Source organism: Pseudoalteromonas sp. S1609, assembly GCF_005887255.1.
Taxonomy (GTDB): domain Bacteria; phylum Pseudomonadota; class Gammaproteobacteria; order Enterobacterales; family Alteromonadaceae; genus Pseudoalteromonas.
In genome coordinates, this window is the sequence record NZ_PNDJ01000023.1 from 1 (window position 1) to 20169 (window position 20169).

The following is a 20169-nucleotide window of genomic DNA, read 5'->3' on the forward strand; positions in this document are numbered from 1 at the left end:
AAACAGGCGCTGCCCGAAGGGTTCTGCCTAGGGGCAATTAACTCTTTGTTGCTCGGTTTTTACTTATTCTTACATGGATGTAAGCCAGTAGAATAACGCAGGAGCAGTTATCGAGCCCACTAGGTTACAAACCTCACGCCGCGATTAAACCACCCTTGGATTGAATAAACTTTAATCCTGAAAGACCAACAGACCCTAGTCAGATTTGATTTAGGCTGTTATACTGTGCTATTCACTGCGTCACATTATTCTGGTTAGCCTTTGAGCAAACTCCATGATGGCGCCTGTTGTATCAACTTATCAGAGTGGAAGAAACAATCTCTATGGATCCAACTCCTCAGTCACAATTAAAACTTCTGATTCAAAAAGGTAAAGAGCAAGGTTACTTAACTTTTGCAGAAGTTAATGATCACCTTCCACAAGATATTATCGACTCAGATCAAGTAGAAGATATCATTAGCATGATTAATGACATGGGTATCAAGGTTAGTGAAAACGCGCCTGATGCTGATGAATTAATGATGCAAGAAACCACGACAGACGAAGACGCAGCGGAAGCTGCCGCTGCAGCCCTTGCTACTGTAGAAAAAGAAATCGGCCGTACAACAGACCCTGTACGCATGTATATGCGTGAAATGGGTACTGTTGAACTTCTTACCCGTGAAGGCGAAATTGTTATCGCTAAACGTATTGAAGAAGGCATTAACCAAGTACAGATTTCGGTTGCTGAATACCCAGAAGCGATCACTTACCTACTTGAACAGTGGGATAAATTTGAAGCAGAAGAGATGCGCCTTAGCGACATTATCTCTGGCTTTTTCGATCCTGATGCAGACGAAGCACCACCAATTGCTGCCACTAACATTGGTTCTGAATTAAGCGAAAAACAGCTTGATGACAGCGACGATGATGATGATGACAGCGATGATGAAGACGAAGAAGAAGTAGATACAGGTCCAGATCCTGAAGAAGCGCGCATCCATTTCGAAAACTTACGTGATTTATACACTAAAGCACGTGAAACATTCGATAAAAAAGGTCGCTCTCATCCAGAATCTCAAGCCGCTATTTTAGAAATTGGTGAGTTGTTCAGAACCTTTAAACTTGTGCCTAAACAATTTGACCGCATGGTTAATAACATGCGTGAAATGATGGACCGAGTTCGCGTTCAAGAACGTCTTATCATGAAGCATGCAGTACAAGTTTCAAAGCTTCCAAAGAAAACTTTTGTTAAGCATTTTGCAAACAACGAAACTGACACAGCATGGCTTGATATTGAAATTGCAGCCAACGAAAAGTATTCCACTAAACTTGAAGAAGTGAAGCCTGAAATACTTCGTTGTATTAGCAAACTTTCTTCAATGGAAGAAAGCACTGGCTTAAGCATTGAACGTATTAAAGATATAAACCGTCGCATGAGTATTGGTGAAGCGAAAGCGCGCCGTGCTAAAAAAGAGATGGTAGAAGCGAACTTACGTCTGGTAATTTCAATCGCTAAAAAATACACCAACCGTGGCTTACAGTTCTTGGATTTAATTCAAGAAGGTAATATTGGTTTGATGAAAGCAGTTGATAAATTTGAATACCGTCGTGGTTATAAGTTCTCTACTTATGCTACGTGGTGGATCCGCCAAGCAATTACTCGCTCTATTGCTGACCAAGCAAGAACGATCCGTATTCCAGTACATATGATTGAAACGATCAATAAATTGAACCGTATTTCACGTCAAATGTTACAAGAAATGGGTCGTGAGCCAAATCCAGAAGAATTAGCTGAACGCATGATGATGCCTGAGGATAAAATCCGTAAGGTACTTAAGATTGCAAAAGAGCCAATTTCAATGGAAACACCGATTGGTGATGATGAAGATTCGCACTTAGGCGACTTCATTGAAGATACGACTATTGATTCGCCTATCGATTCGGCAACAATGGAGTCTCTTCGTGGCGCAACTAACGATGTGCTCGCTGGCTTAACTGCCCGTGAAGCGAAAGTACTGCGTATGCGTTTTGGTATTGATATGAATACCGACCACACGTTGGAAGAAGTAGGTAAGCAGTTTGATGTAACACGTGAGCGTATTCGTCAAATTGAAGCGAAGGCACTACGTAAATTACGTCACCCTTCTCGCTCTGATTTACTGAAAAGCTTTTTAGACGCTAAATAATCTAGCGTTACATTATGAGTTAACTCAAAAGGCCGCTGTAGCGGCCTTTTTTCTATTTCAAGGAAATAAACATGGCTTGGATCCAAATCCGTATCAATGCCAATGCTGCAACCGCTGATGCAGTTAGTGACTTATTAATGGAAGCTGGTAGTGCTTCTGTTACTTTTATTGATGCTAAAGACACCCCTATTTACGAACCCAAAATTGGCACTGTCGTTTTTTGGGCTGATACCACAGTAATTGGTCTGTTCGAAGCTAATCACGATATGAACGCCGTGGTTGCGTTATTAAAGCGCCATGATGAGCTCAAAGACAATTTAGTTTACAAAATCGAGCAACTCGAAGACAAAGATTGGGAACGTGAGTGGATGGATAACTTCCACCCTATTCAATTTGGCGAAAAACTATGGATTTGCCCTAGCTGGCGCGATATTCCAGACCCTGACGCAGTCAATGTGCTACTTGATCCTGGCCTTGCATTTGGTACTGGCACGCACGCCACCACCGCGCTGTGTTTAAAGTGGCTTGAAAGCCAAGACTTAAGCGGCAAAACAGTAGTCGATTTTGGTTGTGGTTCAGGCATATTAGGCATTGCAGCAATTAAACTAGGTGCAGAGCGCATGATAGGGATAGACATTGACCCGCAAGCGCTAGAAGCAAGCTTAGATAACGCTAACCGTAATGGCGTTGCTGACAAGCTTGAAGTTTATCTACCAGAAAACCAACCTGAATTTACAGCCGATATTGTTGTGGCAAATATTTTAGCGCAACCTCTGCGTGAGCTTCATAGTGTGATTTTAGGGTTATTAAAACCAGGCGGTAAAATTGCCATGTCGGGCATTTTAGAAGAGCAAGCAAAATCGGTTGCCGATATATATGCGCCCTTTATTGAACTTGATGAGATTGCCATTGAAGGCGACTGGACCCGAGTCAGTGGCATTAAAAAAGCATAATAGTGCGTTTTTTCAAAGTTTAGAGTATTAACTCAAAAGTCGTTTCTAGAGCCTGTATTTAACAGGCTTTACTATTTTTTTACATAATAAAAAATAAAGATTTTTTATTATAAAAACAACGACCGTTCAAAATTCACACAAATAAACCGCTTCGTCATACGGTTATCAAATGTCAATACGAAAAGAGCAAAAAAAAGTCACTTTTGTTCAATTTATAGCCTTTGATTTTTGCGCAAAAAGCCGTAAACTTAGCGCCCCTTGAAAAGAGGCCTATTGAATATCGTGCGTATCGGTTCATACCAACTTGAGAATAATGTCATTGTCGCGCCTATGGCGGGCATAACAGACAGACCATTTAGACAGTTATGTCGTCGTTTAGGCGCTGGCCTTGCTGTGTCTGAAATGCTGTCGTCTAATCCGAAGGTTTGGAAAACCGAAAAGTCGATGAACCGAATGGATCATTCTGGTGAGTCGGGTATACGTGCGGTGCAAATTGCAGGAGCAGACCCTGAGCTTATGGCACAGGCCGCACAATTCAATGTTGCAAACGGTGCACAGATCATAGATATCAATATGGGGTGCCCAGCAAAAAAAGTGAACAAGAAACTTGCAGGCTCAGCCTTATTACAGTTTCCAGAACTCGTGGAAGAGATTATTGATGCCGTCGTTAATGCGGTTGATATACCTGTAACACTTAAAATCCGTACTGGATGGGATCAGGACAACCGTAATGGTGTAGAGATTGCAAGAATAGCTGAACGTTATGGCATTGCATCACTGGCTGTACATGGGCGCACGCGCGCATGTATGTACAAAGGTGATGCTGAGTACGCCACAATTAGGGATATAAAACGTTCAGTGTCGATACCTGTGGTTGCTAATGGTGATATTACATCACCTGAAAAAGCAAAGCAGGTTTTGGACTATACGGGTGCAGATGCCATCATGATTGGTCGAGCCGCCCAAGGTCGCCCTTGGATATTTAGGGAGATAGACCACTATTTGCGAACTGGTGAACATATGCAGCCACCTGCTATTGCAGAGGTGCGCAGTATTTTAATGGAGCATTTAACCAACCTCCATATGTTTTACGGTGAGCCAATGGGAGCACGAATCGCTCGCAAACATGTATCTTGGTATTTGCAAACCCATGACAGTGACGGTCAGTTTAGGCGAGTATTTAATGCGCTCGACAATTCCGAGGAACAGGTCGTCGCATTAGAGCAATACTTTAAAACACTAGCAGCTAACTAAGAAAGAAAGAGACTTTATAATGTTCGAACAAAACGTGACTTCTCCATTTATCACAAACCCTCATGTTCAGTCACACGAGAAACCGCAGCCATTGCGTGATGCAGTAAAAAAAGCTGTTCACCACTACTTAAAACAGCTTAACGGTCAAGATGTGCAAGACGTTTACGACCTTGTTCTTTCTGAGCTAGAAGCGCCATTGCTTGAAGAAGTAATGACTTACACACGTGGTAACCAGACTCGTGCGGCAATTTTACTAGGTATCAACCGTGGTACTTTACGTAAAAAGCTAAAAAAATACGGTATGAACTAATACCTAAGGTATTGATGCCGTAATTGCTTTACCGCGCTTACTGATTCAATACACTGAGTGTTTTATAAAACACTCTTAAAAAAGCACCTTAGGGTGCTTTTTTTATCTGTAAAATTTATTAACGAAATTGCAAAATGCTCACGCTTTATGGGTCGTTATAAGTCGTTTTTTGAGTCGTAATCAGTTAAAATACGCGCTTCTAAGCTAGCTCATTAACTGAGGAAATCAAACTACAATGGATACACATCGTCCTATACGTCGCGCACTTTTGAGTGTGTCAGACAAAACCGGTATTGTTGAATTTGCCCGTGCACTAGAAGCACAAGGAGTTGAAATACTTTCAACTGGCGGCACTTGTAAACTACTTGCTGATAATGCGATTAAAGTTACCGAAGTATCAGATCACACCGGACACCCTGAGATCATGGATGGTCGCGTAAAAACCCTACACCCAAAAATTCATGGCGGTATTCTTGCTCGTCGTGGCCAAGATGAAGACGTAATGGCAGATAACAACATTGCTGCTATCGACATCGTTGTAGTTAATTTATACCCCTTTGCGAACACTGTCGCTCAAGAAAACTGCAGCCTTGAAGATGCTATTGAAAACATCGATATTGGTGGCCCAACCATGGTGCGTGCAGCAGCTAAAAATCACAAAGATGTGACGATTGTTGTTAACGCAAGCGACTATGACCGTATTATTAGCGAAATGCAAAATAACAACGGCTCAACGACCTACAAAACCCGCTTTGATCTAGCTATTGCCGCTTATGAGCATACAGCGCAATACGATGGTATGATTGCTAACTACTTCGGTAAAATGGTTCCTGATTACACAGAAGAAGCCGCTGAAGATACTAAGTTCCCACGTACTATTAATATGCAATTCACTAAAAAGCAAGATATGCGTTACGGTGAAAATTCGCATCAAGATGCCGCGTTTTATGTTGAAAACGACATCACTGAAGCGTCTGTGGCGACAGCGACTCAGCTACAAGGTAAAGCATTATCGTTTAACAATATTGCCGATACCGATGCCGCACTTGAGTGTGTTAAAGAATTTGATGTACCTGCGTGTGTTATTGTAAAACATGCTAATCCATGTGGTGTTTCAATTGGCGAAAATATCTTAGAAGCATACGATCGCGCCTTTAAAACTGATCCAACGTCAGCGTTTGGCGGCATTATTGCTTTTAATCAAGAACTTGACGCAAAAACTGCACAAGCGATTGTTGAACGTCAATTTGTTGAAGTTATTATTGCGCCAAGCGTGAGTGCGGAAGCCGCTCAAATAGTCTCGGCTAAACAAAACGTGCGTTTATTAGAGTGTGGTGAGTTCTCTGCTAAAGGCACAGGCCATGACATTAAACGCGTTAATGGCGGCGTTCTAATTCAAGACCGTGATTTAGGTATGGTAACGCAAGGCGACTTAACGGTTGTTTCTAAGCGCCAGCCTTCTGAGCAAGAACTTAAAGACTTACTGTTCTGCTGGAAAGTGGCTAAATTTGTTAAATCAAACGCCATTGTTTATGCCCGCGACGGTATGACTATTGGTGTTGGTGCAGGCCAAATGAGCCGCGTTTACTCAGCTAAAATTGCCGGTATTAAAGCCGCTGATGAAAACCTTGAAGTAAAAGGCTCGGTAATGGCATCAGATGCATTTTTCCCATTCCGTGATGGCATTGATGCTGCAGCTGCAGCAGGTATTACCGCGGTTATTCAACCGGGTGGTTCCATGCGCGATGAAGAAGTAATTGCCGCCGCTGATGAAGCCGGTATGGCAATGGTGTTTACAGGTATGCGCCATTTCCGCCATTAATCGCTTAAAGAGCTAACTACTTCAGTTAGCTCTTTTTGTTTGCATCAAATTCACGTATTCTGCTTATTCTATAACCATGACTAACAATTATAATGTGAAGGATTAGACGATGAAATTTGCACTAAAATCTCTACTGGTTGCCACACTGTCATTAAGTTCAACAATGGCGTTAGCACACAACCATGGCCACGACTCAGCATTAACAAATGCAGTTAAAGCAAGTGAGCGTAGCAGTGAACGCGACCAATACCGCAATCCTGTAGAAACCCTCGAATTTTTTGGCTTTAAACCAACAATGACTGTGGTAGAAATTGCACCAGGCGGTGGTTGGTACAGTGAAATTTTAGCGCCGGCATTAAAAGAGCAAGGCACCTATTATGCCGCGCATTTTCCTGCTGATTCATCGGTTGGTTATTACCAACGTTCTCTTGCTGGCTTTAAAGCTAAAATCGCTGAAGATGCCCGCTTTAGTGACGTTAAACTCACTGAATTTGCTCCTTCCACTCATTTAGATATTGCCCCTGCAAGTAGCGCCGATATGGTACTGACCTTTCGTAATGTCCATAACTGGTACATGAGTAAAGATAAAGAAGCTGCAAGCAATGCGTTTAAGTCTTTTTATACAGCACTTAAACCTGGCGGCACTTTAGGTGTAGTTGAACATCGCCTACCCGAAAAGCAAGCCGATGAAATGCAAAAGTCATCAGGTTATATGAAGCAAAGTGTGGTTATTGCACTTGCTGAGCAAGCAGGTTTTGAACTTGAAGCAAAAAGCGATATTAATGCAAACCCTCTTGATACAGCCGATCACCCTAAAGGGGTATGGACCCTTCCACCGAGCCTTAGACTTGGCGAGCAAGATGCCGCTAAATATAAAGCCATAGGTGAAAGCGACCGTATGACGCTGAAATTTAAAAAACCGCTTTAAATAGGATATTCGCCATGAATGTATTAGTCATTGGCAGCGGCGGCCGCGAACACGCACTTGCGTTTAAGGCCGCTCAAAATACAAAAGTAAACACTGTTTATGTTGCTCCAGGTAATGCGGGCACAGCCCTTGAGCCAAAACTTGAGAACGTAGCAATTAACGTTGAAGACCTTGATGGGCTTCTTAGCTTTGCACAACAAAATAATGTTGAGCTGACCATTGTTGGTCCAGAAGTGCCGCTAGTATTAGGTGTTGTTGATAAGTTTCGTGAACACGGCTTAGCTATTTTTGGTCCAACCGCCGGTGCAGCCCAGCTTGAAGGGTCTAAATCGTTCACTAAAGACTTTTTAGCACGTCATGCTATCCCAACTGCTGATTACCAAACGTTTGAACAAATCGACCCTGCGCTTGCCTATTTAAAAGAGAAAGGCGCACCGATTGTTATAAAAGCTGATGGTTTAGCGGCCGGTAAAGGCGTGATTGTAGCCATGAACGAGCACGAGGCTGAAGAGGCTATTCGCGATATGCTTGCGGGTAATGCCTTTGGTGAAGCTGGCAGCCGTGTTGTGATTGAAGAGTTTTTAGAAGGTGAAGAAGCGTCATTTATTGTGATGGTTGATGGTAAAAACGTATTGCCGTTTGCAACCAGCCAAGATCATAAACGTGCTTACAATGGCGATTCGGGTCCAAATACTGGCGGTATGGGGGCTTATTCTCCGGCACCGGTAGTCACGGATGAAATTCATCAACGCATTATGAATGAAGTGATTTACCCTACGGTAGAAGGTATGGCTAGCGAAGGCCATGCGTACACTGGCTTTTTGTATGCAGGCTTGATGATAGATGACACCGGCACACCAAAAGTAATTGAATATAACTGTCGTTTTGGCGACCCTGAAACACAACCTATGATGCTACGTTTGCAATCAGACTTAGTTGAGCTGATTGAAGCTGCTAACCGTGTAGAACTTGATAAAACCACTATTGAGTTCGACTCACGCGCCGCTGTAGGTGTTGTTTTAGCTGCCAAAGGTTATCCAGATAGCTACCCGAAAGGCGATGCGATTAATGGCCTGAAAGTAACTTACCCTGAAGGCGAAAAAGTTTTTCATGCAGGGACTAAGCAAGACGGTGACAATGTAGTAACTGCCGGTGGTAGAGTATTATGTGCAACGGCACTGGGTAATACCGTTACACAAGCACAACAACGTGCCTATAAACTGGTTGATGAAATCAGCTGGGACGGCATGGAATACCGTACAGATATAGCCTATCGTGCAATTGCTCGTGAAAAATAATTATTGAGTTTTACTCATTAAACTTTATAAGCGCAGATTATCTGCGCTTTTTACTGCTACACTGTAAAAAAACAATCAGGGCACAGGTTAATATTGGAATTTAAAACCTTGCGCTATCATGCGATAGCGGTCGTAATACTAATTTTTATCTTTTTTATTATCAGCACATTGGCAACAAACTTTGTGATGCCATCTCGCTATACTATAGATAAAATAACTCCTGTTTACCTCGATCATGCATATTACATAGACAAGAGTAAAACACAAAACTTCGCAGAAGTAATGAGTAATAAAGCACAGTTTACAGAGCAAGAATTTAACGATATTCCTTGGAGTTTTCAACAGCAAAATTATTGGTTACGCCTTGATTTAGAAAACAAAAGCAGCAAAGAAGAAGATGTGGTGGCGCACTTTGATAACCCGATGGTGGATCACCTCACTATATATAGGCTCAATAGTAATAACCAGCTACTCGATACTTATAAGCTTGGTGATAAAGAGCCGCGCCTTACTTTATTTAAGTATAGCGTGCCCCATATTCGTTTTAAGCTTGATGGCCAATCTAAACAACAATTAGTCATAAAAATAGATACCGTGGGGATTAGTAAAACCCCAATTCACTTATATCGCCATACTGTATTTGTTGACTTAGTGCGCTCTCAAACAGGCATTTGGGGAATTTTTGCTGGCGTACTATTAATGGCCTCGCTATATAACCTATTACTTTATTTTGGTATTAAAGACCGCGTATATTTAGTTTACATTGGCTACATTATTAGCGCTATTGCATTAATGGGCACCGTGCTGGGGTTTGGCTTTTATTTATGGCCGCTTGAATGGCAGTTATTTATTCACGAAAAAGTCATTGTGGTCAACTACACCATTGCGTTTTTTACCCTCGCCTTTTGCACACTGTTTTTACGTTATCATAAAGACGGTTGCTGGCGCTATAAATTAAGCATCGGCTTATTAAGACTGATGCTAGTTCTAGGGACATTGAGTTTTTTCATTCCTGAAAATATAGCCGCACCGATATTTTTTGTGATTTTAGGATCGCTCTATATTGTCTGCTTCATTTTAATTTACAACAAATTAAGAAGCGGTTTTCGTTGGGCTAAGTTTTACGTATTTTCGTGGGTGCCACTGATCATTGGCGCAGCTATCCAACCTCTAGAGCTCACAGGCGTTATTTCCTATAGTTTTTCAATACGCCATGCTTTTTTAATGGCCATTTTGTGTGAAATTGTCCTAATGGCAATGGCACTTGCTGATCGGATTCGTTACCAGCGTGAGCAAGTTCTTTATCATGCAACACATACCCAACAAACCAAGCTACTCAATAGCGCCAAGCTAAAATATGCCTTTATGGCACTCAAGGCGCAGCAGCGCTCTACCACTTTATGTTTGGTGAAAATACGTCATTTTAACTCGCTAAATACCATTATTACCTCTTCGCAAGGATATGAGCTAATTAAGCATGTTGCTCACGAGCTTGAATGCAAATTAAGCTTTGAACGAGAGTTTTTTCATCTCAACAATGGTATTAATCAGCCAGCTAAAATTGCTGATTTGGGCAGTGGCGTATTTGCCTGCATTTCTACTAAAAAACAGAGTCAGCACACGCTCGAAGAATTACTCAAACAGATCTTAAATAAGTTACCAAAAACATATCAAATTAAAGGTCTAGACTTACAACTTAATTACAGTGTTGGCATTAGTGGTTACGGTAAACGTGATGATTTTGAGTTTTGGTTAAAACGAGGCTATTTAGCATTACACGACGCTAAACATAACCTAAGCAAAGTAAGCTCATCACTTGCGCATGACAACCTTACCATGGACGTTGCTCTTGCAGCCAAGCTACAGCAAGCGATAAGAGAGGATCAACTTGCACTTTATTATCAACCACAAGTGAGCTTAGAGGAGTGCAGTATACACGGCGCGGAAGCCCTACTACGCTGGCCAGATGCTGACTTTAAAAATATTTCGATAGAAAAGCTAATTATACTCGCCGAACACACTGGTATTATTAATGAATTAACAATTTGGGTTATTGAACAAGCCTGTAAAGACATTGCAAAGCTGGCATCCGATGACATAAGCAATCATAGTATTAGTATTAATTTAAGTGCAAAAAATCTAGCCATTACTAATTTGACTGAAAAAGTAGAGAATATTTTAATTAAATATCAAGTTGCCCCTCACTTATTAAAGTTTGAACTGACTGAATCTGCTTTTGTCGAAAACCAAGATGCATTAGTCACCTTGGTTGAGGAGCTTGCCACCTTGGGCGTTAAAGTGGTACTCGACGACTTTGGTACGGGTTATTCATCGCTTAGCTACTTAGTTAACTATCACTTTAGCGAACTTAAAGTAGATAAGTCGTTTGTGTTTGATTTAACTGATAACCGTGCGCATCAGGTTATTGTGCAAACAGCCATAGATATGGCACATAATCTGGGCCTAACTATCACGATTGAGGGCGTAGAGACTCAAGAGGTTCATCAACTACTTACAACGATGAACGCCGACCGTACTCAAGGCTACTTGTATGCCAAGGCACTCTCTTATGATAATTATTTAGACTTCTTAAAAAGCCAATACAGCCTAAAAATGTTAAGCTCCCCTTTTTAACATCTTTGGGGCCAAGAAAAGATGCAAGGTACACTGCGTAAATTAAAGTCGAGCTTAACAGAGCCAGTTCAATATCACCTACCTGTAGGTGAGCAGCTGGTTGATTTAAATGCCTTAATAGGCAAACAGCTAACCCTTACTTTTAGTGGCACAATTTTGTGCTCTAACTGTGGTAAAAAAACCAAAAAGAGTTACTCTCAAGGGCACTGCTTTGTGTGTATGCGCAAACTTGCCAGTTGCGATATGTGTATCATGAAACCGGAAACCTGCCATTACGACCAAGGCACCTGCCGCGAGCCAGAGTGGGGCGAAGAAAATTGCATGATCCCGCATTATGTTTACCTAGCAAATACCTCAGGATTAAAAGTAGGTATTACTCGCCATACACAAATTCCTACCCGTTGGATTGACCAAGGGGCAACCCAAGCCTTACCTATTTTTAAAGTGCAGACTCGTTTGCAATCGGGCTTAGTTGAAGTAGCGCTGGCACAGTTTATTGCTGATAAAACCAATTGGCGTAATATGCTTAAAGGACAAAACGACACGCTTGATTTAAAAGCAGCAGCCGCCGAACTTATTCCACAAATAAGCGAAAAGCTTACAGAGCTGAGTGAGCTGTTTGGCGCAACCGCCATTGAACAACTTGATGAAGACGTAGTAAACCTTGATTTTCCAGTTAGTGAATACCCAACTAAAATTAGCTCATTTAACTTTGATAAAAACCCTGTTGTTAGCGGTATTTTACAAGGTATAAAAGGTCAGTACTTAATTTTTGATACCGGTGTGATTAATATTCGAAAATTCACCTCTTATGAAGTGAGCGTAGACTCAGAATAACCTTTTGCTGCTTGGTTATAAAATGCTATCCATTGCTGTCGTGTTAATGGATAGCAATAATGGTAACCCTGAATAATATTGCAGCCTATTGTTGCTAAGTGTGCCTCTTGCGAGGCATGCTCAACTCCCTCAGCAACCACATCTAACCCTAAACTTGTCGCCATGGCTATAATAGCCGCTACAATTTGGCTATTGCCGTATTCATCAGGAATTTTAGCAATAAAACTGGCATCAATTTTTAACGTGTTAAAGGGCAGTTTAGTTAAATAGCTTAATGCCGAATACCCCGTGCCAAAATCATCAAGCGCAATATGTACACCTAACGTTTTAAGCTGTTGTAACTGTTCTTTTGCCTGTGAAAAAGAACCTATAAAGCTACTTTCAGTCAGCTCTATTTCAAGTAAACTCCCAGGTAATTGATAGCGAGTAAGCATGGCCTTAATGTTATCAGCTAACTTACCTTGGCTTAGGTGGCAAGCAGATACATTAATCGCTAAACGTCCGGGATTCATTCCTTGTGCTTGCCAAAGAGTTAACTCCTTACCGGCTTGGTTAATAACCCATAAATCGAGACGAACAACTAAACCTAACTCTTCAGCAAGCGGAATAAACTGCGCTGGCGAAATAGTGCCTAAATCAGGGTCTTGCCAACGCAGTAGTGCTTCAGCCCCCATAATCTCCCCTGTTTTTAAACACTGTTTAGGCTGAAAATAAAGCTCAAACTCATCATTTTCAAGTGCATGTTGAAAGCGGCTCATCATTGCCAAGCGCTCAAGGGAGCGGGCATTCATTGAGGGTTGAAACAACTGAAACGAATTACGCCCCACATCTTTTGAGCGATACATGGCAATATCAGCATGCTTTAATAATGTTTCACTGTCTAAGCCATCATCTGGATAAACCGCTGCACCTATAGAGGCAGTAACACCCACTTCAAATCCTTCCAATTTAAAGGGGGTATTTAAGTGATTTAAAATACCCTCTGCAAGTCTGATAACAGCTGCTACGCTTTCAACCTCACACAAAACAATAAACTCATCCCCCCCTAATCGTGCCAGTGTATCCCCTTCATTGAGGATGTTAATAATGCGCTCAGAGACTAATTTTAATAAGGTATCACCGGCGTTATGGCCCAAGCTGTCATTTACCTCTTTAAAACGGTCAAGATCAATAAACATTACCGCTAGCATTTGTTTATCTCTGTGAGCAGAGGCCAGTGCCATAGAGAGCCTATCGTTAAATAAGCGCCGATTAGGTAAGCCGGTTAGTTCATCAAAATATGCTAGCTGCACTACTTTTTTCTTCTGCACTCTTTCGCTCTGTTATGTCACTAAAAATAGCGGCATAAGTAACATCACTATGACTTGGCTCTTTTATTTCTATAATACTGAGCCACTCAATATAAATATCGCCAGATTTTTTACGGTTATGAATTTCCCCCTGCCATACGCCTGTTTTAGTCAGTGAATCCCACATTTTTATATAAAAGTTTTTATCATGACGTCCTGAACTCAACATATTAGGCCGCTTTCCTATCACCTCATATTCTTTGTAGCCGGTTAAATGAGTAAATGCAGGATTTACTTGCATAATCACCCCATTCGAGTCGGTAATCATGATGCCATCTAGGGAGGAGTCGATAATTTTATTGGCTAAAAATAAATTACGCTGAGAGTGCTGCAGTGCAATATCACGCTGCTGAAGTACCTTTTCAAGCTCACAGCAATATGCTGTTTCAATTTCATTAATTAAGTTTTCAAGTGATAATACGCCGTTAATTTGATTATTTTCGCTTACCACTAAATGCCGAATATTACTTTCAGACATCAACCTGTAAGCATCAAAAAGGCTGTCTTGTGGGCTTATTTTATACAGAGGACGGCTCGCCAAATCCCAACAAATAAGGTGGTTATGCTGCTCGGTGATGAGTTTTAATAAATCTCGCTGGGTAATAATGCCATGGACATTTTCATCTTCATTAAAGACTAAAATCACTTTTTCAGCGTATTCGCGCATTAAGTTAACCGCGTCATTAATTGCTAATGAGCTGGGGACTACCCTAATATTTTTATTATATTGCTCGTTTATCGGTCTAAATTGCAGGTAATGCTCTAATCCTTGATTACTCACAATATCAGTAATACTAATCACCCCGCTTGGGTTATCATTCGCATCGGTTACCAGTAAGTGTCTTACGCCATGCTTATTAAACACCATCGCGGTATCGGTTAATAATTGTTGGCTGGATACACTCAACACCGGGCTCGACATTACCTTTTCAATCACTATTTGTCTAAGTGTCAGATCAGAAAAGTTAAGCGTTAAGCAATCAGTTTCAGTCCACACCCCCACTATTTGCTGCTGATGTTTAACAAAAATAGCGCTAACATTGTGCGCACGCATTAGTTTCACCGCTTCAATTAAAGGGGTATCCTCAGTACAGGCGATCACCTTATTGGTAAAAACATCGCATACTTTTTGATAGCGGCTAGTGTGGGGCATTGCTTTTACTTCCAAAATTAAACCAATGCACGATTATAAATTATTCAGTAAATGACAATTTGATTTAGGACAATATATGAGCATCAGTTACCCATTAATTATTATTTATAATAATGAGATTGAGCTATTAGAGCATGCAGATGAGTTACATGATTTTATTTATACTATGGACGTGAATGAGCAGAAAAACGTGGTTATTTTAGATAAGGTAAGTGGCTATCAAGGTTTAAATGGCGATGCGCATAATGCACTCAGTGCAATACAATTAGCGCAATTGGTAAAGGAATATTTAGCAAAAGAAGGACAATGTTGCCTCAGTAAAATAGAGCAGCTTACTCCTGATCAGGCATTTATGTTACTCGCCGAAATCAACTAAGGCTTTAACGTGTGCAATCGCGCTGCGCCCGAGGGCAGACAGTGAGTATCCTCCCTCTAGGTAAGAGATAATACCTAAGCAACTATGTTGTTGGCTAAATTGCGCTAACTGCTCAGTAAGCCATATATAATCACTTTCGACAAACTTTAAACTGGCCATATCATCTTCAAGGTGCGCATCAAACCCTGCACTTATAAAAAGTAGCTCAGGCTCAAATTCTGTTAATTTTGGTAGCCACTGCTGCTCATAAAGCGCTTTTAAATCAGTACCATCACTAGCAATAGGCAAAGGTGAATTTACCAACGTGGCGTTATTTTTAATGGCGGTATTTGGATAAAATGGATATTGAAATAACGAGCACAGCAACACATTTTCATCATCCATAAAAATATCTTGCGTGCCATTGCCATGGTGTACATCAAAATCGATAATGGCAATGCGTTTCACCCCTTTGCTTTGTGCATATTTAACCGCAATCGCAAGGTTGTTAAACACACAAAAACCAGAAGAGCTATCTCGGTTAGCGTGATGCCCTGGCGGGCGCACTGAGCAAAATGCAGCATCCAATTTACCCTCTAAAACCTCATCAACAGCGAGTAACCCTGCACCTACTGCACGCTCAATTGCTTTCAATGAATCGGGGCATAACCAGGTATCGCCGTCCAAATCGCTAAGCCCTTCGGTTGGGATCATACTTTCTACATGCTTGATGTGTTGTTCACTATGCGCCAATAAATAGTGCTCACGCGAGGCCTTAGGTGCTTGTTTCTGCTCGATAGCGACATCCAGCCCACTTGCAAGTAGACGGTCGTTAATCGCATCCAAACGCTCAGGGCACTCTGGATGATCGTCAATCATTTTATGTTTGCGGCAGTGAGGGTGAGAAATAATCGCAGTGCGCATAGCTAACTCCAAAAATAAGTTGCTTAACGAGTATAACAAAGCCACCTGAGGGTGGCTTTGCGACTTTGGTTGATACTAAACGACTATTTAACCAAAATAGTGGTTATTTAGCTTTTAAGTCAAGATTTCTAAAATCAAAGCTAAAATCGGTCACCTGCGTTGAAACTGCCTTCATTTTCGCTGATTCTACACGGTTATCTGCACTCATAGAAAAACGAATAAAGGCATCTGCCTCTAATAGCTTTTCATCCCATTTAACAATAAAGGTATTACCTGTGTAATGCTCCAACTCACCTTTGAGGCGCTTTGTATGGGTAAAATCAATGCGTAATTTACCATCTAACTCTTCAATTATTACATCGCCATACCAATCATCATGCAAAGTACCGGTGTAATTAATGGTTGGCAATGCAGGCTGGATATCTGCAGGCACTGATGGAGTCGCGTTAGCATAGGCTTTTTCTTTACCTGCAAAGTGCTTTTTAGCTAAATCTTCAACCCAGTCTTTATCTTCAAGCTCTAGTACATCTTCAAGTACTTCATGAGTCACCGCCGATAATGCAGAAAACGCTTGTTGGTTGCTTAATATCACAATTCCCACATTTTTCTCTGGCAAAAGAGTAACCTGCGAGACCATACCTAAAATGCCACCACCATGTGCCAGCTTCTTAAGGCCGTGGTAATCCTCTATACTCCAGCCTAATCCATAACCTCTAAATTGCTGATGGTACGCTTCATAGGCACTTTTAGATGCCAGTGAGGTAATATGTGGGTGCCACATTTGTGCTTGTTGTTTTTCACTAAATAGCTGTTCGCCATTAGGCATTTTGCCACCAGCAAGTTGAGTACGAAGCCATTGGCTCATATCATTTACGCTTGATGCAATGGCTCCTGCCCCTCTAAAATCTTCAAGGTAATTAACAAAAAAGGGATGCAATTTACCGTCCATTGGGATGTGCCCAATTGCCCAGTTTTTGTTATTTTTAGCGATACGCGAAAAGCCAGCGCGTGAGTTGCTCATATTTAGCGGCTGTAAAATATTTTTTTCAATGTAGTCGTTCCAGCTCATCCCCGATATACGGGCAACAACTTCACCAGCGGTAACAAACATTAGATTGTTGTAAGCATATTGGCTACGAAAACTGCTAGCAGGTTTTAAATATTTCAGCCCCGATAAAATATCGGCTACCGATTTATCAGTACTTGGCCAAATCATTAAATCACCTTGACCAAGCCCTAACCCACTGCGATGGCTTAGCAAATCGCGAATTCGCATTTCACGGGTAACGTATGGGTCATGCAATCTAAATTCGGGTAGGTGATCAATTACGCGATCATCCCAGCTTAATTTGCCTTCATCTACCAGCTTAGCCAGTGCTGCACTGGTAAATGCCTTGGTATTTGAAGCAATGCCAAATAAAGTGTCTTTATTCACCTTGCTATTAGTATTGAGGTTGGCAACACCAAAGCCTTTAGCAAATACTACTTTGTCATTTTCAACAATAGCAACGGCCATTCCGGGTACATCAAAACGCGTCATTGAAGCGTTGATCACCTCTGAAATTTTATCGGTATCAACCGCTGCAGAGCTCGTGAACGTCCAGCCAACCAATAATGCGGCTGTGGCTAATTTTGTTAGTTTCATAGTGTTACCTTAGGTTATTATTTTTGTTTAATCTTGATGAACCGCAAATTCTATGTCGGCGCGCGCTTTATTCGTATCTTGCTTACTAGGATAAGCTAAAATACGTTGACTATAATGCTCTGGCACACCGGCCTCTAGCGCACCACGATATACATGTTGCACGTACCAGTCATAAGGTAGCAGTGTGTCGTCATGTGTGTTTGCTATGTAGCAGTGCACATTAATGTCATCGTCATCTAAAAGGCTCACGGTTAAATCAACACAGTCGTAATTAGGGCCTTCAATTTTATCTAAGATCTCTTTTTCGGCCTCATTAAGCTGATACACCACCCCATATACAACTGCATCGGGTTCGTTGGTGGGCACAATAGTGCATTTACCTGAACCATCAGCAAAGGCCATATTAAAGGTTAACTTATAGCCTTTTAAAAGCGCCGTACCCACACGTTTTGCGTTAGGTAAACGTGCCAATAAACGATTAGATGACATATTGGAGCCAAACGAAAAATTATATAACGCCATACTATTCCTTAGGGTCTATCAAATAACAACTCGCACAGCCAGTGCGATTAAAATAATGCCAATGCCACGATCGAACCAATAGCCACTTTGTTGAAAAAAGTTTCGCACCCGTGCTTTTGATAACAATAGCGACAAAATAGAAAACCAAGCCCAGGTAGCAAGCGCCATATAAACACCATACCCCACTTGCACTATTACTGGTGTTGTAGGGCTAATCACCAAGGTAAACAAAGACATAAAAAATAGCGTAGCCTTAGGATTTAATGCATTGGTAAAAAAACCACGGCGAAACGCAAGCCATGGTGACTCAGGTACAAGGATGGGTTTTGCAGTCTGTTCTGATGAGGTGTTTGAAGGTTTAGCAGCGCGTAGCGCCTGCACACCTAAATACGCTAAATAAGCACCAGCTATATATTTAAGTGCCATAAACAGCGAAGGCGATTGAGTTAACACCAACGCGACTCCCAACACACAATAAGCTATGTGTAATAAAATAGCTGCGCCTACACCTGCACTGGTCCACAGCGCATTATGCCTGCCGTACTGTACACTTTGCTTAAGTACCACAGCAAAGTCCGGCCCTGGGCTGGCCACTGCAAAAAAGTGAGCAATGGCAATTAATAAAAACTCATCAATATAGATCATAATTAACTGGCTTGCTCTGGCGAAAAAGCCAACAACAATGGGTTAGCCGATTGATTAACCAACGCTTTTATTTCTTTTTGCGCTTTTTTAAATTGGCCTCGTAAATGCGGCTTTAAATGTTTTTTAGAGTATTTATCTTGCTTAAAGTAACTTACTAAAGCATGCATAAATACAGAATGGGTTTCACTGAGCGTGGCTTCGCGATTGGCATATGGGTTGTAACATGAGCCACAACCCCCCTTAAACTGGTACACGGTATTGCTCATCATCACCCCAAAACCTAAAAAGCACGCTAAAGCATCCGTTGCTTGAGGTAAGTACGCTTTACCACCTGGGGGTAATACGCCTACATGATGAATTAAAATGGTAGCAAGAGTACCTGCAAAGCTAGCTACTAAATCTTGTGGCTGATTGATTTGGTTTGGGTTAAACGACACATTAATTGTATGGCTTGGTGGCACCATTAAATGGCAGTGCTCACCACGTAGATGCTCACTAAATTCAAAATGTGGAAACACCTGAGGTTGTAATTGTTGCGGTGCAACAAGTGTTATAGGCCACTCATCCATACCAGCATAATGTTTAACACGCGCAAATACTTTACTGGCCATTTCTTCAATGCTTGAAACCGAATCAGGAAAAAACTCGACCGTTGGCAAAATAATTTGGCTGTGCTTAGTAAAAAAATTCAGGTCAAAGTTTTCTGCTGCCCAAATAAAGGTATCAACTAGCCACTGTTGTTCTTGTTCTGCCAATAAGGGCTTTGATTTAAATAGGGTTAACATAAACTATTCTTGCCCCTTCGCCCATTGCCATGCTTGTGTATTGTATAAAGGCACCGTAGAAAGCGCGTGATGATGACTGCCCGTAGATTCTTTCGTTGAGTACGATAAATACAATAACGTATGGGTTTTAGCATCATAAATACGACGAACTTTTAACGACTTAAACAAAATACTCTTAGATGATTTAAACACGACTTCACCCGACTTACTACGGTCAATAGACTGTAATTGGTCTGCGGTAATTGGCCCTGTTTGGCGACAAGCAATCGACATATCTGATGGGTCTGAAAAGTCTAAATTAGCCTCAATGTGACTAATATGACAAGTAACCCCTGTAACAAGCGGGTCTTGCTGTGAGTTAACCACCACATCTTTAGTGGTAAACAGCCCTAAACTCACTGAAGCAACATCATCAGAACACCCTGTAAGCCCTGCTAAACACGCAATTAGACTACCCATTTTGAGATACTTCATAGCAAGTCCTTCGTTCATATTAAAATTAAGTTATGCCTTATACTAAACGCTTTCACTGCGATAAAACAAATTTTATAAGCAATAAAAAAGGCACGCCCGAAGGAGTGCCTTTG

The 20169-nt window shown here is 41.4% G+C and carries 16 protein-coding genes and 1 pseudogene; 10 read left to right on the forward strand and 7 right to left on the reverse strand.

What is annotated here, in order from left to right:
• Positions 1 to 323 precede the first annotated feature (323 nt).
• The 9 genes from rpoD to CWB76_RS07420 all read left to right on the forward strand — a co-directional run bounded on the left by rpoD (position 324) and on the right by CWB76_RS07420 (position 12204).
• Positions 324 to 2168 carry an RNA polymerase sigma factor RpoD gene (gene rpoD, locus CWB76_RS07380; protein ID WP_138606543.1) on the forward strand — a complete coding sequence of 615 codons (1845 nt, stop codon included), beginning with the start codon at positions 324 to 326 and terminating at the stop codon, positions 2166 to 2168.
• A gap of 71 nt (positions 2169 to 2239) precedes the next feature.
• Positions 2240 to 3121, forward strand: coding sequence for a 50S ribosomal protein L11 methyltransferase (gene prmA / locus CWB76_RS07385; RefSeq protein WP_054202602.1), 882 nt, complete (start codon positions 2240 to 2242; stop codon positions 3119 to 3121).
• A 282-nt stretch (positions 3122 to 3403) separates the two neighbouring features.
• A complete protein-coding gene (dusB, locus tag CWB76_RS07390; protein ID WP_010391792.1) occupies positions 3404 to 4375 on the forward strand; it encodes a tRNA dihydrouridine synthase DusB in 972 nt (323 codons plus the stop codon).
• Positions 4376 to 4394: 19 nt separating this feature from the next.
• Positions 4395 to 4685 (forward strand): DNA-binding transcriptional regulator Fis, encoded by a 291-nt coding sequence (fis, locus tag CWB76_RS07395; RefSeq protein WP_002957804.1) that lies wholly within the window; start codon positions 4395 to 4397, stop codon positions 4683 to 4685.
• A 235-nt stretch (positions 4686 to 4920) separates the two neighbouring features.
• On the forward strand, positions 4921 to 6507 hold the full coding sequence (purH, locus tag CWB76_RS07400; protein ID WP_138606545.1) for a bifunctional phosphoribosylaminoimidazolecarboxamide formyltransferase/IMP cyclohydrolase: 1587 nt from the start codon (positions 4921 to 4923) through the stop codon (positions 6505 to 6507).
• Positions 6508 to 6616: 109 nt separating this feature from the next.
• Positions 6617 to 7435 carry a class I SAM-dependent methyltransferase gene (locus tag CWB76_RS07405; RefSeq protein ID WP_138606546.1) on the forward strand — a complete coding sequence of 273 codons (819 nt, stop codon included), beginning with the start codon at positions 6617 to 6619 and terminating at the stop codon, positions 7433 to 7435.
• A gap of 14 nt (positions 7436 to 7449) precedes the next feature.
• Positions 7450 to 8733: a phosphoribosylamine--glycine ligase gene (gene purD / locus CWB76_RS07410; protein WP_138606548.1), complete on the forward strand. Its 1284-nt coding sequence runs from the start codon at positions 7450 to 7452 to the stop codon at positions 8731 to 8733.
• Between the two features lie 93 nt (positions 8734 to 8826).
• Positions 8827 to 11367, forward strand: coding sequence for an EAL domain-containing protein (locus CWB76_RS07415; RefSeq protein WP_138606550.1), 2541 nt, complete (start codon positions 8827 to 8829; stop codon positions 11365 to 11367).
• A gap of 21 nt (positions 11368 to 11388) precedes the next feature.
• On the forward strand, positions 11389 to 12204 hold the full coding sequence (locus CWB76_RS07420; RefSeq protein WP_138606552.1) for a DUF2797 domain-containing protein: 816 nt from the start codon (positions 11389 to 11391) through the stop codon (positions 12202 to 12204).
• Here CWB76_RS07420 and CWB76_RS07425 read toward each other — a convergent pair.
• A pseudogene (locus CWB76_RS07425) lies at positions 12177 to 14706 on the reverse strand (EAL domain-containing protein). The gene CWB76_RS07420 and the pseudogene CWB76_RS07425 overlap by 28 nt on opposite strands.
• Before the next feature lie 76 nt (positions 14707 to 14782).
• On the opposite strand from CWB76_RS07425, the gene CWB76_RS07430 reads away from it, so the two are divergent.
• The gene (locus CWB76_RS07430; RefSeq protein ID WP_075169887.1) at positions 14783 to 15082 is read left to right on the forward strand and encodes a DUF4144 family protein; all 300 of its coding nucleotides are present in this window, start codon (positions 14783 to 14785) and stop codon (positions 15080 to 15082) included.
• Here CWB76_RS07430 and CWB76_RS07435 read toward each other — a convergent pair.
• The 6 genes from CWB76_RS07435 to CWB76_RS07460 form a co-directional block, all read right to left on the reverse strand.
• On the reverse strand, positions 15062 to 15985 hold the full coding sequence (locus CWB76_RS07435) for a histone deacetylase family protein (protein WP_075169941.1): 924 nt from the start codon (positions 15983 to 15985) through the stop codon (positions 15062 to 15064). The two genes, CWB76_RS07430 and CWB76_RS07435, sit on opposite strands and share 21 nt — an antisense overlap.
• Positions 15986 to 16088: 103 nt before the next feature.
• A complete protein-coding gene (locus CWB76_RS07440) occupies positions 16089 to 17630 on the reverse strand; it encodes a serine hydrolase (RefSeq protein WP_138606554.1) in 1542 nt (513 codons plus the stop codon).
• Positions 17631 to 17657: 27 nt separating this feature from the next.
• A complete protein-coding gene (locus CWB76_RS07445; protein WP_010391767.1) occupies positions 17658 to 18152 on the reverse strand; it encodes a gamma-glutamylcyclotransferase family protein in 495 nt (164 codons plus the stop codon).
• A gap of 18 nt (positions 18153 to 18170) precedes the next feature.
• Positions 18171 to 18797 (reverse strand): LysE family translocator, encoded by a 627-nt coding sequence (locus CWB76_RS07450; RefSeq protein WP_138571290.1) that lies wholly within the window; start codon positions 18795 to 18797, stop codon positions 18171 to 18173.
• A gap of 2 nt (positions 18798 to 18799) precedes the next feature.
• Positions 18800 to 19582, reverse strand: a complete 783-nt coding sequence (locus tag CWB76_RS07455) for a hypothetical protein (RefSeq protein WP_138606556.1) — start codon at positions 19580 to 19582, stop codon at positions 18800 to 18802.
• Between the two features lie 3 nt (positions 19583 to 19585).
• Entirely contained in the window at positions 19586 to 20056 is a 471-nt protein-coding gene (locus tag CWB76_RS07460; RefSeq protein ID WP_041708852.1) for a CreA family protein, read from the reverse strand.
• Positions 20057 to 20169: the final 113 nt, after the last annotated feature.

What these genes read in the sequence shown, in the direction of transcription:
- CWB76_RS07420 (WP_138606552.1), top strand. Translation starts at nt 11,389, where the DNA reads ATGCAAGGTACACTGCGTAAATTAAAGTCGAGCTTAACAGAGCCAGTT.
- rpoD (WP_138606543.1), top strand. Translation starts at nt 324, where the DNA reads ATGGATCCAACTCCTCAGTCACAATTAAAACTTCTGATTCAAAAAGGT.
- CWB76_RS07450 (WP_138571290.1), bottom strand. Translation starts at nt 18,797, where the DNA reads ATGATCTATATTGATGAGTTTTTATTAATTGCCATTGCTCACTTTTTT.
- CWB76_RS07430 (WP_075169887.1), top strand. Translation starts at nt 14,783, where the DNA reads ATGAGCATCAGTTACCCATTAATTATTATTTATAATAATGAGATTGAG.
- purH (WP_138606545.1), top strand. Translation starts at nt 4,921, where the DNA reads ATGGATACACATCGTCCTATACGTCGCGCACTTTTGAGTGTGTCAGAC.
- CWB76_RS07440 (WP_138606554.1), bottom strand. Translation starts at nt 17,630, where the DNA reads ATGAAACTAACAAAATTAGCCACAGCCGCATTATTGGTTGGCTGGACG.
- CWB76_RS07460 (WP_041708852.1), bottom strand. Translation starts at nt 20,056, where the DNA reads ATGAAGTATCTCAAAATGGGTAGTCTAATTGCGTGTTTAGCAGGGCTT.
- purD (WP_138606548.1), top strand. Translation starts at nt 7,450, where the DNA reads ATGAATGTATTAGTCATTGGCAGCGGCGGCCGCGAACACGCACTTGCG.
- CWB76_RS07435 (WP_075169941.1), bottom strand. Translation starts at nt 15,985, where the DNA reads ATGCGCACTGCGATTATTTCTCACCCTCACTGCCGCAAACATAAAATG.
- prmA (WP_054202602.1), top strand. Translation starts at nt 2,240, where the DNA reads ATGGCTTGGATCCAAATCCGTATCAATGCCAATGCTGCAACCGCTGAT.
- fis (WP_002957804.1), top strand. Translation starts at nt 4,395, where the DNA reads ATGTTCGAACAAAACGTGACTTCTCCATTTATCACAAACCCTCATGTT.
- CWB76_RS07405 (WP_138606546.1), top strand. Translation starts at nt 6,617, where the DNA reads ATGAAATTTGCACTAAAATCTCTACTGGTTGCCACACTGTCATTAAGT.
- CWB76_RS07455 (WP_138606556.1), bottom strand. Translation starts at nt 19,582, where the DNA reads ATGTTAACCCTATTTAAATCAAAGCCCTTATTGGCAGAACAAGAACAA.
- CWB76_RS07445 (WP_010391767.1), bottom strand. Translation starts at nt 18,152, where the DNA reads ATGGCGTTATATAATTTTTCGTTTGGCTCCAATATGTCATCTAATCGT.